A 14,409-nucleotide genomic window follows, 5' to 3' on the forward strand; every position below is an offset into this window, starting at 1 on the left:
GTCATGCGGGATTGTCGGTGAATGCGGGAAGCGAGGTTTCAAGCTTCGGCGTCACCATGTCGAAAAGCGGAAGGGAGGCAGCACCAAGTGCGGCGGTCAATCGTCCTGTCTTGCCGCGGACAACGCGGGGGAGGTCACGCTGGCGTCGGCTCGCCACCGATGTCGGCAGGTTGCCCATCTGCGCGATAACGCCGTCGATCAGCGCATCCGGCAGAGCACCGCCCAGAACCACCGTCTGTGGGTCGAGAATGTTTTCCAGCATCGCCACAATGGGCCCGAGATAGGCGGCCGCTTCGCTGATCCATTCCTCGACTGCGGGATGCCCATCGGCATGAAGCTGTGCAAGGTTCGCCAGCGCATCGCCGTCCACGCCGTGGCAGGCGAGTTTTTCCTTCAGGACATAAACGGAAGCATAACCTTCCAGGCAGCCGAGTTGGCCGCAGGAAGGGCAGGGGCGCCCTTTCGGCACAACAGTTACGTGGCCGATTTCGCCGGCATTGCCGAAGGCGCCGCGATAGGGGGCGCCGTCCTGAATGATGCCGAGGCCGATGCCGACGCCGAAATAGATCATGCAGAAGTTCGAGATTGCCAAGCCCGCGCCGAACAGGCGTTCGCCGACGGCAGCCGCCGTGGCATCGTTCTCGACCAGAACGGTATGTCCACAGGCATCGCTCAAGGCTTGCGCTGCATCCATGCCAGCCCAACCAGGCAATGTCGTCGGGCCAACTGATGTCAAGCCTTCGATGCCGAACGGACCCGGCATCACAACGCCGGTGCCGAACAGTTTTGCGCCGACCGACGGCTTAATGGCGGACAACTCCGACGCGAAACAGTCGAGAATCGATTCAGGCTGGGTATCCTGCAGCGGCAGGAAGCGCTGTGCCTTCAGGCGACCGGCTAGATCGAGAGAAACGGTGACCATGTGGTCGGCGGCAATCTCGACACCGATCGTGCCGCCGGCTTCCGGATTGACCGCAAACTGGATCGGCGGCTGACCACGGCCGGATTTAAGCCGTCCCATCTCCATCAGGAGGTTCTCATCGACAAGCTCGTCAACGATGTTCGCGACGGCTTGGGCGGTCAGATGCGTGAGTTTTGCAATATGGGCGCGGCCCAGCGAGCCATTGCGCCGGACAACGTCGAGTACCACGCGGCGGTTGTGGTCGCGGCTCCGCTCGGGGTTTTTGCCGATCGCCACGGGATGTGTGCCCACTGAGTGTACCGTCATACGTTTCCTTCCCGACGTGATTGATAACGTCACTCCTCGGAAGACCGCAATAGGATAATTCAAGTAAATTATCTTATTGACAAAACCCGTGAGACACGGAAGCGTAAGGGGAGGGCTGAGGCAGCTCGGCACCGAAGGGAGAGAGGGAGAGCTCCTCCCGCGAAGAAGAAGCACGCATTCCGGTCGCTCGGATGCAGGGAACAACACGCTGCCGACCGCTCAGAGGGAGCCGGCGGAGCAAACGGAGGGTCAAATGCGCAAGGCAACCTTGTTCGCCGGACTTATCGCTGGGTTCAGCACATTCGCTTTTAACGCGGCTCAGGCTGTTGAAATCGAATACTGGCAGTATGTTTTCGACACCCGCGTCAAGGCGATGGACCAACTCATCGCTGAATTCCAGAAGGCCAATCCGGATATCACCGTCAAGCAGGTGACGTTCCCCTACGCGGACTACCAGACGCGCGTCATCGCCGCCAACATGTCCGGCAATGCGCCTGACGTCATGCAGCTGTTCTACGGCTGGCTCGACAAGTTTGCGGCCGGTGGCATCCTTCAGCCGCTGCCGAAGGACGCTTTCCCGGCAGAAAAGATCGAAAAGGACTTCTTCCCGATCGTTTCCGCGATGAAGCGCGATGGGGAATATTACGGTCTGCCGACCGCCGTGCGCTCGCTCGCACTGTTCTACAACAAGAAGCTTTTCACCGAAGCCGGTCTTGACCCGAACAACCCGCCGAAGACGCTCGACGAATTCGTTGACGCAGCGCAAAAAATCGCCAAGCACGACAACGCCGGCAACATCACCGTTGCAGGATCGACGCTCGACATGGGCGGCCAGGATCACCAGTGGTGGCGTGAAGTGCTGATCCGCCAGTTCGGCGGCGAGCCCTACACCGACAACGACAGCAAGGTTGCCTACAACAATGAGGCCGGCCTGAAGGCGCTCGAGTTCTACACCAGCCTGCAGATGGAAAAGAAGATCGGCCAGGCCGGCTTCATGGATGAAGGCCAGGCTGCCTTCCGCGCCGGCAAGGCTGGCATGACGATCGATGGCACCTTCCGCCTCGGCTCGTTCCGCACCATCAAGGACTTCGAATGGGGCGTGACTGAATTGCCGGCGAACGCAGAAGGCGTACGCTCGAACTATGCGAGCTACTTCGCCAACGGCATCAGCGCCAAGTCCTCAGGCGAGAAGCTCGAAGCTGCCAAGAAGTTCCTGACATACATCACCTCGCCTGAAGCCATGGACATCTGGCTGAAGACGGTTGGTGAACTGCCGGCCCTTCGCTCGGCTGCGTTGACGGACGAGAACCTGAAGGACCCGATCTACGGTCCGTTCCTCAAGGGCCTCGAATACGCGCATACCACGCTGTTCAAGGACGAGCAGGCTCAGCGCCAGAACGCGATCGACATGGTCAACCGCGTGCTGCTCGAAGGCCAGTCGGTGAAGGAGTCGCTGGAACAGGCGGCCGAAGCCGAGCAGGAAATCATCGACGCGGCCCAGCCGTAACCCTCAGCCAGAAATGCGGATTCATTCATGGCAGTGATCGAGCAACAGGGGGCGGCAACCGGCCGCCCCGCCGGATCCCCCACGGGATCATCAGGCGGCCTTTCCATGCGGACCAAACGGCTCCTTTGGGTCTGGGGTTTCCTGGCGGTGCCGATCCTGTTCTACACGGTGATCCGGTTCTACCCGACCTTCCAGGCCTTCTACCTCTCGCTGACGAACTGGGATCTGGTTCGTCCGCCGAAGCTCATCTGGTTTGCGAACTACATCAAGCTCTTCAAGGACCCGCAGTTCTGGAAGGTGTTCAAGAACACGTTCCTTTACCTGATCGTCGGCACCCCGATCAGCCTCGTCCTTGCCTTCACGATCGCCTATTTCCTTGATCGTGTCCGTTTTATGCACAACTTCATTCGTGCACTCTACTTCCTGCCGTTCCTGACGACCGCGGCCGCCATGGCCTGGGTCTGGCGCTGGTTCTACCAGCCGCCACCGATCGGCATCATCAATGATGTGCTGGGCATGATCGGCATCCCGCAGCAGCCGTTCATCCGCTCGACGGACCAGGCGCTGTATTCGATCATGGTCACCGCCATCTGGGCAGGTCTCGGCTTCCAGATCATCATCTTCATGGCTGGCCTACGCGCTATCCCGAACACTTTCTATGAAGCCGCGCGCATCGACGGGCTCGGCGAGTGGGCGATCCTGCGCAAGATCACCCTGCCGCTGCTCAAGCCAACGACAGTCTTCCTGGTTGTCTTCTCCTCGATCGGCTTCCTGCGCATCTTCGACCAGGTCTACAACATGACCACGAATGATCCGGGCGGACCGCTCGGATCGACCAAGCCTCTCGTGCTCATGATCTACCAGACCGCCTTCAACTCTTATGCCATGGGTTATGCTGCGGCGCAGACCGTGGTGCTCTTCACCATCCTGCTCATCGTTTCGCTGCTGCAGCTTTGGATCCTGAGGGACAAGAAATGAGCGACGCCGCAACCATCGCCCCTCCGCTCCACAAGGCAAACATCAGGCCCGGCCGGATCATCGCATGGACCCTGCTGTTCATCGGCGGATTGATCATGATCTCGCCGCTGCTCTTCATGTTCTCGACCTCGTTCAAGTCGGCCGACCAGGTCTATGACCTGCGGCTGATCCCGGCGGCACCGACGCTTGAGAACTACATCACCGTCCTTGCGGACGGGCGTTTCCTGCGCTGGTTCTTCAATTCGATGCTGGTCGCCGTCGTCGTAACGATCTCGAACTGCTTCTTCGACAGCCTCGTGGGCTACACGCTTGCGAAGTTCGAGTTCCGTGGCCGGTACTTCATCTTCCTGGCAATCCTCTCGACGTTGATGATCCCGACGGAGATGCTGGTGATCCCGTGGTACCTGATGTCGAGCCAGCTCGGATGGCTGGACAGCTACTGGGGGATCATGTTCCCCGGAATGATGACCGCTTTCGGTACCTTCCTGATGAAGCAGTTCTTCGAAACCGTGCCGAACGACTTCATCGAAGCGGCCCGCGTTGACGGCCTCAACGAGTTCCAGATCTGGTGGAAGGTGGCGCTGCCGCTTGTAACCCCAGCTCTTTCGGCGCTCGCCATCTTCACCTTCCTCGGCAACTGGACGGCGTTCTTCTGGCCGCTCATCGTGACCACCAGCAAGGAGCTCTACACGCTGCCTGTCGGCCTTTCGAGCTTTGCCGTGGAACAGCAGATCCAGTGGGAAATGATCATGACCGGTGCGGCCATCGCCACCATTCCCACGCTCATCGTCTTCATCGTGCTGCAGCGCTACATCGTCCGCGGTGTCATGCTCGCAGGCCTGAAAGGATAAGAACATGGCGGACATGAACCCGCGCCTTTCCGACACCAGCAAGTTTCCCGATCCCGTCTACAAGGAAACGGTGCTTCGCCCGCTCTTTGACGGCGCCAAGAATCACCATGTCGACGGTTTCCGCCGCATTGACCGCGCCCATCTCGTGATGCTGGTCGAGACAGGCATCCTGGACAAGGATCTGGCGACGAAGATCGCCGGCGCCCTGGAAGCAATCGACAAGGAAATCGATCCGTCCGCGCTTGTCTACACGGGCGAAGTCGAGGACTTCTTCTTCCTGATCGAAAAGGAGCTGAAGGCACGCATCGGTGTCGATATCGCAGGCCGCCTTCATACCGCGCGCTCCCGCAATGACATCGACCACACGCTCTTCAAGCTCGGCCTCAAGGAGCGGATCGATGCGCTGATGGAGAGGGCGCGCAAGCTGCTTGGCGCCATGATCGACGCCGCCGATCGGCATAAGTCGACGTTGATCGTTGCCTACACGCATGGCCAGCCCGCACAACCGACGACTTTCGGCCATTACCTGTCAGCCGCGATCGAGATCCTGATCCGGGACATGGAGCGTTTCGCGGAAGCCCGCCGCATTGTTGACCTGTCGCCGATGGGCGCTGCAGCGATCACCACGTCCGGCTTTCCGATCGACCGCGCCCGCGTCGCGCAGCTTCTCGGCTTCTCTGCGCCGCTGCGCAACTCCTATAGCTGCATCGCATCGGTCGACTACACGACCTCGACCTATTCGGCGATCGAGCTGATGTTCCTGCATCTCGGTCGCCTGATCCAGGACTTCCAGTTCTGGACGAGCTTCGAGGTCGGGCAGATCTATGTTCCGAACGCGCTGGTGCAAATCTCTTCGATCATGCCGCAGAAGCGCAATCCGGTGCCGATCGAGCACATGCGCCACCTGGCGAGCCAGACCTTCGGTCGCGCCCGCACGGTGCTCGACGTGATGCACAACACGCCGTTTACGGACATGAACGACAGCGAGGGCGAAACGCAGGGAATGGGCTACGAGGCCTTCGCCTCCGCCTCCCGCGTGCTTGACCTTCTGGCGGCATTGATCAGCCAGATCAGCATCGACCCCGAGCGAGTAGACCAGAACATCCGCCGCTCCTGCATCACCATCACCGAACTGGCGGACTCGCTGGTGCGCATCGAAGGCCTGTCCTTCCGCGAAGCGCACGAGATCGCCGCTGCGACCGCCAAGAGCGTGGTAGCCGCCAAGGGCAGCCTGACGGACGACGGTTTTGAGCCATTCCTGAAAGCATTCGAGGCGTTGACCGGCCGCAAGCCGACTGTCGATCTTGCAAAGTTCAAGGAGATCGTCTCGCCGGAGCATTTCGTTGCCGTGCGTGCACGTTTTGGCGGACCAGCTCCCGAGCCGATGGGTGAAGCGCTGAAGAGCTACCGCGACCGCCTGGCTGCTTTCGAAGAGCAAGCCCGGAAGGCCGCTGAAAAGGAAGCGGCTGCTGCCGCCGAACTCCAGGAAAAGTTTACTGCCCTGATGGGAGCCCGCTGATGGCGACGATCGAACTTGAGAAAATTGTAAAGCGCTACGGCAAGGTCGAGGCCGTCAAGGGTATCGACCTGCAGATCGCCGATGGCGAATTCGTCGTCTTCGTGGGCCCTTCGGGCTGCGGCAAGTCGACGACGCTGCGCATGATCGCGGGGCTTGAGGAGATCTCCGACGGCAAGCTGAAGATCGGATCGGAGGTCGTCAACGAGCGCGAACCGAAGCAGCGCAATATCGCGATGGTGTTCCAGAACTACGCGATCTACCCGCACATGACAGTGCGCCAGAACATCGGCTTCGGCCTTTACACCTCCAAGCTCAGCAAGGAAGAAAAGGACAAGCGGATCGAAGAAGCTGGCAAGATCCTTGGCCTCAGCGCATACCTCGACCGCCGCCCAGCCGCCCTTTCCGGTGGTCAGCGGCAGCGTGTCGCGATCGGGCGTGCCATGGTGCGTGATCCCTCGGCCTTCCTGTTCGACGAGCCGCTCTCCAACCTCGACGCCCAGCTTCGCTCGCAGATGCGCATCGAGATCAAGCGACTCCATCAGCGCTTGAAGACCACGACGGTCTACGTAACGCACGACCAGATTGAAGCCATGACCATGGCCGACCGGATCGTGGTGATGAAGGACGGCCATATCCTGCAGGTGGGGACGCCGTCCGAGCTGTATGAAAGCCCGGTCGACGTATTCACCGCGCGGTTCATCGGCAGCCCATCAATGAACCTCGTGAAGGGCCGACGCAATGGTGCGGGCGTTGAGGTCGGCGCCGGCGACCTGCTGATCGGCGTTCGTCCTCACGATCTTATTGCCGGTGCAACGGACGGCCACTTCAGCGTGACCGGAACGGTGACGGCGGTTGAGCCGCTGGGGCCGGAGACACTGGTTCACCTCGACCTGCCGGAAGGAACCGTTATCGCCACCGCGCGCAACAAAACTGTGCCTGAAGTTGGCAGCCAGCTTACCTGCGGTGCGGCTGCGGGTACCCTCTACCTCTTCGACGCCAGCACAGAGAAGTTCCTGGGCCGTTCATGATGACGCAGACAGCGACGAGATCTGCGGTGCTCAGCATCGGGCGGGTCTATTGCGACCTGATTTTCACGGGCCTCGGCCACCTGCCGGTGCTCGGTCGCGAAATCTACGCGGACAACATGGAGATTGCGGCCGGCGGCGGTGCCTTCATCGCGGCTGCGCATCTTGCCCATGTCGGCCGAAAGGTCGCTCTCGTCACGCGTCTCGGCATGGATACGCTTTCGACGGACATTGAGAAGCAGATTCTCGAAAGCGGCGTTGACCTGCGTTTCGTGGAACGTGCCCCCGATGCCGGGCCGCAGGTGACTGTGGCTGCCGTTGTCGGGCAGGATCGTGCCTTCCTTACCCGCCGCGCCGGTCCGGCTCTGCCCGCAACACTGGATGATGCACTCGGCTGGGAAGAGACGCGGCACCTCCATATCGCGGAATACGCAACGCTGCACGAGATCCCGGATCTTGTTTCCCAGGCAAAGGCCAGGGGCCTGACCGTGTCGCTCGATCCGAGCTGGGACGCGACGTTGATCTACGACCGCGGCCTGTTGAAGGCCTGCGAAGGTGTTGATCTTTTTCTTCCGAACTTGGAAGAAGCGGAAGCCATCACCGGATCGGCAGATCCGCAAGCCGCAATCGGGAAGCTGGCGCAAGCCTTCCCGATGGTTGCCCTGAAAGGTGGAGCGCAGGGTGCTTGGCTGATGTCACAAGACAAGCTCACGCATGCCCCGGCAGAGACGGTGCCGGTCATCGACACGACGGGTGCCGGAGACGCCTTCAACGCCGGCTTCATCCACGCCTGGCTTGATGGCGCCGATAACGATGCCTGCCTGAAGGCCGGCATTCGCGCCGGCAGCCTGGCGGTGCAGATGCGCGGTGGCGCGACCGTGCTGAAGTCGGACGCAGGCGTCTAGCCAAGTCGGACGACTAAGTTACGCAGTGATGGGCGACTTGATCGCGAAGGCTTCGTACGGCTTCAGTGCCACCGTCTCCCGCAGGCTCGGCACAACCTGGTAGTTGGTGATCAGGCATTCGCCTTCGCATGCGAGTTCATGCGGAAGGTCGAGCCTGACTTCGTTGGGCTTGAAGTTGGCGACGACCACCAGTCGTTCGCCATCCAGCGTTCGTGTGTAGACAAACACGTCCGGGTGCTGGTCGAGCCAGGACTGGTACTCACCATAGACGATGATCGGGTGCCTTTTTCGAAGTGCGATGAGCTTGCGGTAGTGGTTCCAGATCGAATCCTCGTCAATCATCTCCGCTTCCGCATTCACGGTCTCGAAGTTCGGATTGACCTCGATCCATGGCACGCTCGTTGAAAACCCGCCATAGGGCGCGTTGCTCCATTGCATAGGCGTCCGCGCATTGTCGCGGGCATTCTCGTTCGCCCCCTTGATGAACTCGTCGGGGGACAGCCCAGCCTCGAGGTGCAGGCGATGCATGTTGAGCGTCTCGATATCCCGGTACTGAGCGATGTCCTTGAACGGCACGTTCGTCATGCCGATTTCTTCGCCTTGGTAGATGAAAGGCGTACCCTTCATCAGGTGCAGCACGGTCGCCAGCATCTTTGCGGATTCCCTGCGGTAGCCTGCGGCATCGCCGTATCGTGAGACGGCGCGCGGCAGATCGTGGTTCCCCCAAAACAGCGAGTTCCAGCCATCGTCAGCCAAGGCATATTGCCACTTGCTGAGCACGGACTTCAGCTTGACCAGGTCGAAGGGCTTCGAGCGCCATTTCCCGTAGGTCTCATCCCACTGCTGCGTAACGTGCTCGAACTGGAAGACCATCGAAAGCTCATGCCGGTCGCGGCCGGAATAGAGCAGGGCGGAGCCTGGGGTGGCGCTCCAGGCTTCGCCCACCGTCAGGATGTTGCGCTGACCAAAGGTCTTCTCGTTCATCTCCTTCAGGTAGTCGTGCAGGTGCGGGCCGTCATGGACGACGCCCTGATCCACCTGCTTGCCGATGTAGTCGATGACGTCCATGCGGAACCCGGCAATGCCTCTATCGAGCCACCAGTTCATCATGTCATAGATGCGCTGCCGCACCTGCGGGTTTTCCCAGTTGAGGTCTGGCTGGCGGCGCGAGAAGAGGTGCAGGTAATATTCCCCGGTTTCCGCGTCGAGCGTCCAGGCAGGTCCACCAAATGACGACTTGAGGTCGTTCGGCGGCCCTCCATCGGGAGCGGGCTTGCGCCAGATATAGAAGTCGCGGAGCGGATTGTCCTTGCTCTTGCGGCTTTCCAGAAACCATGGATGCTCATCAGAGGTGTGGTTCACCACGAGGTCGAGCACGATGCCGATGCCCATGTCGCGCGCCTTCGCCACGAGGTCATCGAAATCACCCAGCGTCCCGAACTCAGGCGCGATGTCCTGATAATCGGAAATATCGTAGCCGTTGTCGTCCATCGGCGACTTGTAGATCGGTGATAGCCAGAGCACGTCGACGCCGAGGTTCTTGAGATACGGAAGCTTAGCGGTGATGCCGGGAATGTCGCCGATGCCGTCTCCGTCGCTATCGGCAAAGCTGCGTGGATAGATCTGGTAAACAGTCGAGGTATGCCACCACTTGCGCTCGCTCGGCAGTTCGGCCTGATGAAGCGCTTCGGCTAGTTGGTCGAGTATATCTGCCATGAGGTCCTCCACTGAACTTGAGGGCGGAACGTTGCACGCGCGCAGCCAGTTCCCGACTGCCTGCCAAGATTGGAACCTGTTTTAGCGCAAGCTGTTAGACAAACAGGAAGCCAGCCAATGGAGGCCCTCATGAGTAGCAAACTTCCCCCGACACCTTCGGAGAACCTGAGCCACAAAGGCACAGGCGAACAGACGCATTTGGATGTCAAGCGCGCCCATAGTGATGCGGCGAGCGACCCGGACAAACGCGGCCAGCAGGGCAACAGCAAGGTGAATACCACCCACCAGGGCTACCAACAGGACCGTTGAGGAGCGAAGTTATGTCGACATCACAGAAAACACCGGCGAGCATCCGCCAGGGTGGGCCCGGGTCCAGCCACGAAAATGCGAAGGCTCCACTCGATCTCAAGAAGCCTGCGTCCGATGACTCGGATAACCGTGCGAGGAGCCGCGTCTCCGGTGGTGGCGGCGAGAAGGACAGCCACCACACGCATGAATCGGAAAGAAAAGGCGGCGGCAGCCGGCCTGCCCATTGATCAGCTTAGGTGCTGATCCACCTCAAGGGCATCTTCCGGTAGATCCGGAAGGTGCCTTTCTTTTCAAGCCTGTTGCGTCTTACGCGCTCTGACAGCTTCCCCGAAAGCCTGGAACAGCGCCCGGTTGATAGGGTTCGTCTGCGGGTCATACTCGGCATGCCACTGGACACCCAGCGCAAAACCCGGTGCTTCCTTGAAGCGGATCGCCTCAATCGTCCCGTCTTCAGCAACACCTTCGGCAATGATGCGTTCGCCAAGCTGCAGGATGCCCTGGCCATGCAGGGAATTGACGCGGATGGTGTCCTTGCCGAGCAATTTCGCGAAGACTCCATCGGGAAGAAGCTGCACCTCGTGGCGGTCCGCGAAAACAACGGCGGGATCCGGATGGATTTCGCCCGTCTCCAGACGCGGCATGCGATGGTTCATTCGGCCGGGAAGGGTGCGGATTTCTGGATGCAGCGAGCCGCCAGCCGCGACATTCATCTCCTGGAAGCCACGGCAGATGCCGAAAACCGGAACGCCGCGTTCGACGCAGGCATCGATCAGCGGCAAGGCAAGCGAGTCACGGTTCTCGTCATAGGGCTCATGGCTGACATCCGGCTCCATTTTGAAGTAGCGCGGATGCACATTCGCGCGCGCGCCAGTGAGCAGGATACCGTCGACAACTGAAAGCAGGCTGTCGATATCTGTGATCTTCGGATTGCCTGCGAACATCATCGGGAGCGCGTCCGTCACCTCAGCAATGGCCTGCAGGTTCCGCTCACCCACCAGCTGGGCGGCGAACCGATCCTCGACGATGAACGAGTTGCCGATAACGCCGATGACAGGCTTGGTCATTTCGCATCCTGAATGTTGTCGATTTTCTGCAGGCGGGTCAGGAGATGTTATTTGCGCACCATGCCGACGCGCGCAAGAACTTCTTTCGGGATATCATACCGCTTGATGATGTCCCGGTTGTTCCGCATGCCGCACATCTCCCGCTGGATGAAAAGCGCCCAAACGGCATCGGCGGCGCGATACAGGAGATCGTCATCGGGTGCCCTCGCATCGTTTGCCCGCAAGGCAGCAAGCGCCTCCTCGACCTTGATGCCCTGTCGCGCGAGAGCCGCAGCCCGTTCGGCCTGCATCTCGTATTCTAGGACATTGAAGCCGGTATTCGCAAAGCCTGGCTGCGACAGGGACTGTGGCGGGCGGAAGCTCATCGGCGACCTCCGGAAGAAAGAAGTGTCTCGGGCTCGGGAAGGAGCATGAGACACATATATCTTGCGCAAAGATGCGCTCTTCAACCGTAGGCGATGGGATTAGCGGCAGACGCGCACGCTTTCCAAGTGCCAGCCGCCATCATAGGCATTCCGCACGCGCCGGTCCTCATACCAGCAACGCGGCGGTGGCGGTTCATCCACGTAGTAACGCGGCTCGGCACTGTTGGCGAGCGCACCGCCGATCAAGCCGCCGATGACACCGGCTGCGAGCCCGCCGGCAATGGCGGCACCATTGTCATGGCGATGACGGCGCGGCGGTGGTGGTGGCGGTCCGTGGCGGTGCCAGTGCCGGTATTCTGCAAAGGCAGAGCTTGTCGGCGCAACCACGGCGGTGGCGCAGGTGACTGCAAGGATGATGGCGGATGCTACAAGTTTCTTCATGTGGAAACGCCCCGGATGGCGCGGCCTGTCATTGGCCGGACGTAGGTAAGCATGCACCTGCGACGCTTAATGGAAGCTGAAGATGAAGGGGCGACCGGAGTGAACTCCCGCAGGTTTGGCATTCACCTCCCGCCGTTCGAACGCTACAACGGAGCCGTATCTTCAACGAACGAGTCCTTTGCCATGACCGACAGCGTTACCGACCGTTTTCTCCGCTATGTTGTGATCGATACTCAATCCGATGCCAAATCGCTGACCCAGCCTTCAACGATGAAGCAGCGCAAGCTGGGCGAACTGCTTGTCGAAGAGCTCAAGGAAATCGGCATCACCGACGCGCATCTCGATGAGCATGGTTATGTCTACGCGACCATCCCGGCCACGACGACGAAGAACAACGTCCCGGTCATCTGCTTTTCCGCGCATATGGACACCGCGCCTGATTTCTCCGGCACCAATGTGAAGCCGCAGATTGTCAGGAATTACCAGGGCGGCGACATCCCGCTCGTGGGTGACAAGAGCAGGGTCATTCGCACGGCTGAACACCCGATCCTGAACACGATGATCGGCCATGACATCATCACCACCGATGGTACCACGCTGCTGGGCGCAGACGACAAGGCTGGCATCGCCGAGATCATCACGGCCGCCGAATACCTGATCAACAACCCGGACATAAAGCACGGCGCGATCCGCATCCTGTTCACCACCGACGGATCGCTCGCGGGGTCGACAAGGTCGACCTGAAGAAGCTCGGCGCCGATTTCGCTTATACGCTCGATGGCGAAACGGCAGGCACGATCGAAGATGAAACCTTCTCGGCGGACGGCGCGGAGATCACCATCCAGGGCGTCGCGATCCACCCAGGCTTTGCTTACGGCAAAATGGAGAACGCGATCCGCATCGTCGGCGCCATCATCGATCGCCTTCCGAAAGACCAGGCGCCGGAAACGACGCGGGGACGGGACGGCTTCATCCACCCGACGGAAGTTTCAGGCACGATGGAAGGCGCCAAGCTTTCGCTCATCATTCGCGACTTTACCGAGGCGGGGTTGAAGACGAAGGCAGCGTTGCTGGAGGAAATCGTCAAGGAGGTACTCAGCGGCTACCCGGGCTCAACCTACACGCTGCGCGTCAAGGAGCAGTACCGCAACATGAAGGTCGTGCTCGACCAGCATCCGGAGATTGTTGAATATGCCGAAGAAGCGATCAGGCGCGCGGGCATGACGCCGGTGCGGGGCAGCATTCGCGGCGGGACGGACGGATCGCGGCTGTCATTCATGGGACTGCCGTGCCCGAACCTCTTTGCCGGCGGTCATGCCTTCCATTCGCCGCTCGAATTCGTCAGCAGCCAGGACATGAAAAAAGCCGTCCACACCATCGTTGAGCTTGCGAAGCTCTGGGAGGAGCGGGCCTAAACGGATTCCGCAGCCGGGTGCCGGTCAGGCATCCAGCGGCGACATGGTGTCGGTAGCCTGATTAGCGGCAGACACGCGTCGTGCGAACAACCATCTCGCCGTGGCGGTAGGTGCGGACCTTCTTGGTGAAGCAGTCACGTTCGCGCTGACGTACAACGTGGCGGACGCGGTCACGCTCACGATGGTGGAAGCGGGGACGTTCACGCTCGCGGTGGTAACGGGGGCCGTCATCGCTGCGGATCGTGATGCTGGCGCTCTGCGCCATCGACGGGCCTGCTGCAGCAAAAACGGACGAAAGCGCAATCGCCGACGCGAGAATGATGTTCGTCATGGGATCCTCTCCTGTTCATACACCCGCAGGCAACGCGGTGCCCCCGGCCTATGTTCCTTTGAAGAACGCCCATCGGACTTAAGTCCACCGTTGCTGCAGGTTCAGCCGAAGCGCATCAGAAGAGCTCCCGCTACAGGAAATAATCTTTAGGGATGACTTGCGGAGCCTGGACATACTTCGTCTCACCTCCGCTGATCTGCCGCATCTGCAAGAACATTTCGTCAGATCGGTTACGGCCGGTCTTCCTCATATTGCGGAAGATCGAGAGGTGACAGCCAGTTTTCCCGCCGCTTCACCCAGACCTCATAGGATGGTTCGAGGTCCGTCGGAGCCATGTCGAGGGATCCGACGCGGATCTCGATCTCGTTGCCTTCGCTCTCGTTGAAGACCCGCGAGCCGCATTCCGGGCAAAACCCGCGCCCCTGATAATACTTCACCTCGCCCTTGCTTTCGAAGGCATGGCGCGGCCAGACACCGAAAGTGACGAAGCTGGAGCCGCTTTCCTTGCGGCAATCGGCGCAATGGCAAAGCCCGATCCGCAGCGGCACGTCCTTGACTGCGTACTGGATCTGCCCACACAGGCAACTGCCGGATCTGATTACCATTCGCCATCCTCCAGGTTTCCAGATGAGGTAGGGCGTCCGTAGGGCAAGAAAAGTGGATTGATGCGGATCATGGCAGCTGACGGGCGAGGGGACATAAAGCCGCAAGTCGCGCGTCGCGCTTTTACGGTCGGGTTGGATGCATTACCTTCA

Annotated in this window: 15 protein-coding genes and 1 pseudogene; 9 read left to right on the plus strand and 7 right to left on the minus strand. The window is 60.3% G+C overall.

Features of this window, described 5'->3' with window-relative positions; all coding sequences use genetic code 11:
- Position 1 precedes the first annotated feature (1 nt).
- Positions 2 to 1,228, minus strand: a complete 1,227-nt coding sequence (locus tag M0654_RS05655) for an ROK family protein (protein ID WP_118852428.1) — start codon at positions 1,226 to 1,228, stop codon at positions 2 to 4.
- 253 nt (positions 1,229 to 1,481) lie between these two features.
- Between M0654_RS05655 and M0654_RS05660 the strand changes: the two genes are divergently transcribed.
- Genes M0654_RS05660 through M0654_RS05685 form a run of 6 tightly spaced genes read left to right on the plus strand, consistent with a single transcriptional unit; the run spans position 1,482 to position 8,013 of the window.
- On the plus strand, positions 1,482 to 2,735 hold the full coding sequence (locus M0654_RS05660; protein ID WP_248682198.1) for an extracellular solute-binding protein: 1,254 nt from the start codon (positions 1,482 to 1,484) through the stop codon (positions 2,733 to 2,735).
- A gap of 27 nt (positions 2,736 to 2,762) precedes the next feature.
- Positions 2,763 to 3,713, plus strand: coding sequence for a carbohydrate ABC transporter permease (locus M0654_RS05665; protein ID WP_118852432.1), 951 nt, complete (start codon positions 2,763 to 2,765; stop codon positions 3,711 to 3,713).
- Positions 3,710 to 4,564, plus strand: a complete 855-nt coding sequence (locus tag M0654_RS05670; protein ID WP_118852434.1) for a carbohydrate ABC transporter permease — start codon at positions 3,710 to 3,712, stop codon at positions 4,562 to 4,564. The genes M0654_RS05665 and M0654_RS05670 overlap by 4 nt, the downstream gene beginning before the upstream one ends.
- A 4-nt stretch (positions 4,565 to 4,568) precedes the next feature.
- Entirely contained in the window at positions 4,569 to 6,083 is a 1,515-nt protein-coding gene (gene argH, locus M0654_RS05675) for an argininosuccinate lyase (protein WP_248682199.1), read from the plus strand.
- A complete protein-coding gene (locus M0654_RS05680; RefSeq protein ID WP_248682200.1) occupies positions 6,083 to 7,111 on the plus strand; it encodes an ABC transporter ATP-binding protein in 1,029 nt (342 codons plus the stop codon). The genes argH and M0654_RS05680 overlap by 1 nt, the downstream gene beginning before the upstream one ends.
- Positions 7,108 to 8,013, plus strand: coding sequence for a carbohydrate kinase family protein (locus M0654_RS05685; protein WP_248682201.1), 906 nt, complete (start codon positions 7,108 to 7,110; stop codon positions 8,011 to 8,013). Before M0654_RS05680 ends, M0654_RS05685 begins: the two co-directional genes overlap by 4 nt.
- Before the next feature lie 18 nt (positions 8,014 to 8,031).
- Here the strand turns inward: M0654_RS05685 and M0654_RS05690 are convergent, their stop codons facing one another.
- Positions 8,032 to 9,729, minus strand: coding sequence for a glycoside hydrolase family 13 protein (locus M0654_RS05690; protein ID WP_248682202.1), 1,698 nt, complete (start codon positions 9,727 to 9,729; stop codon positions 8,032 to 8,034).
- A gap of 129 nt (positions 9,730 to 9,858) precedes the next feature.
- On the opposite strand from M0654_RS05690, the gene M0654_RS05695 reads away from it, so the two are divergent.
- Positions 9,859 to 10,038, plus strand: coding sequence for a hypothetical protein (locus M0654_RS05695; protein WP_248682203.1), 180 nt, complete (start codon positions 9,859 to 9,861; stop codon positions 10,036 to 10,038).
- An 11-nt stretch (positions 10,039 to 10,049) separates the two neighbouring features.
- Entirely contained in the window at positions 10,050 to 10,265 is a 216-nt protein-coding gene (locus tag M0654_RS05700) for a hypothetical protein (protein ID WP_248682204.1), read from the plus strand.
- A gap of 63 nt (positions 10,266 to 10,328) precedes the next feature.
- Here M0654_RS05700 and M0654_RS05705 read toward each other — a convergent pair whose 3' ends face one another.
- The 3 genes from M0654_RS05705 to M0654_RS05715 form a co-directional block, all read right to left on the minus strand.
- The gene (locus M0654_RS05705) at positions 10,329 to 11,102 is read right to left on the minus strand and encodes a gamma-glutamyl-gamma-aminobutyrate hydrolase family protein (RefSeq protein ID WP_248682205.1); all 774 of its coding nucleotides are present in this window, start codon (positions 11,100 to 11,102) and stop codon (positions 10,329 to 10,331) included.
- A 47-nt stretch (positions 11,103 to 11,149) separates the two neighbouring features.
- Positions 11,150 to 11,467 (minus strand): DUF6665 family protein, encoded by a 318-nt coding sequence (locus tag M0654_RS05710; RefSeq protein ID WP_248682206.1) that lies wholly within the window; start codon positions 11,465 to 11,467, stop codon positions 11,150 to 11,152.
- A gap of 99 nt (positions 11,468 to 11,566) precedes the next feature.
- Entirely contained in the window at positions 11,567 to 11,908 is a 342-nt protein-coding gene (locus M0654_RS05715; protein ID WP_248682207.1) for a hypothetical protein, read from the minus strand.
- Between the two features lie 183 nt (positions 11,909 to 12,091).
- On the opposite strand from M0654_RS05715, the pseudogene pepT reads away from it, so the two are divergent.
- A pseudogene (gene pepT, locus M0654_RS05720) lies at positions 12,092 to 13,323 on the plus strand (peptidase T).
- A gap of 61 nt (positions 13,324 to 13,384) precedes the next feature.
- Here the strand turns inward: pepT and M0654_RS05725 are convergent.
- Positions 13,385 to 13,654 (minus strand): hypothetical protein, encoded by a 270-nt coding sequence (locus M0654_RS05725; protein ID WP_248682208.1) that lies wholly within the window; start codon positions 13,652 to 13,654, stop codon positions 13,385 to 13,387.
- A 230-nt stretch (positions 13,655 to 13,884) separates the two neighbouring features.
- Positions 13,885 to 14,259, minus strand: coding sequence for a GFA family protein (locus tag M0654_RS05730; RefSeq protein WP_248682209.1), 375 nt, complete (start codon positions 14,257 to 14,259; stop codon positions 13,885 to 13,887).
- Positions 14,260 to 14,409 lie beyond the last annotated feature (150 nt).

Source organism: Neorhizobium turbinariae (assembly GCF_023223505.1).
Taxonomy (GTDB): Bacteria; Pseudomonadota; Alphaproteobacteria; order Rhizobiales; family Rhizobiaceae; genus Neorhizobium; species Neorhizobium turbinariae.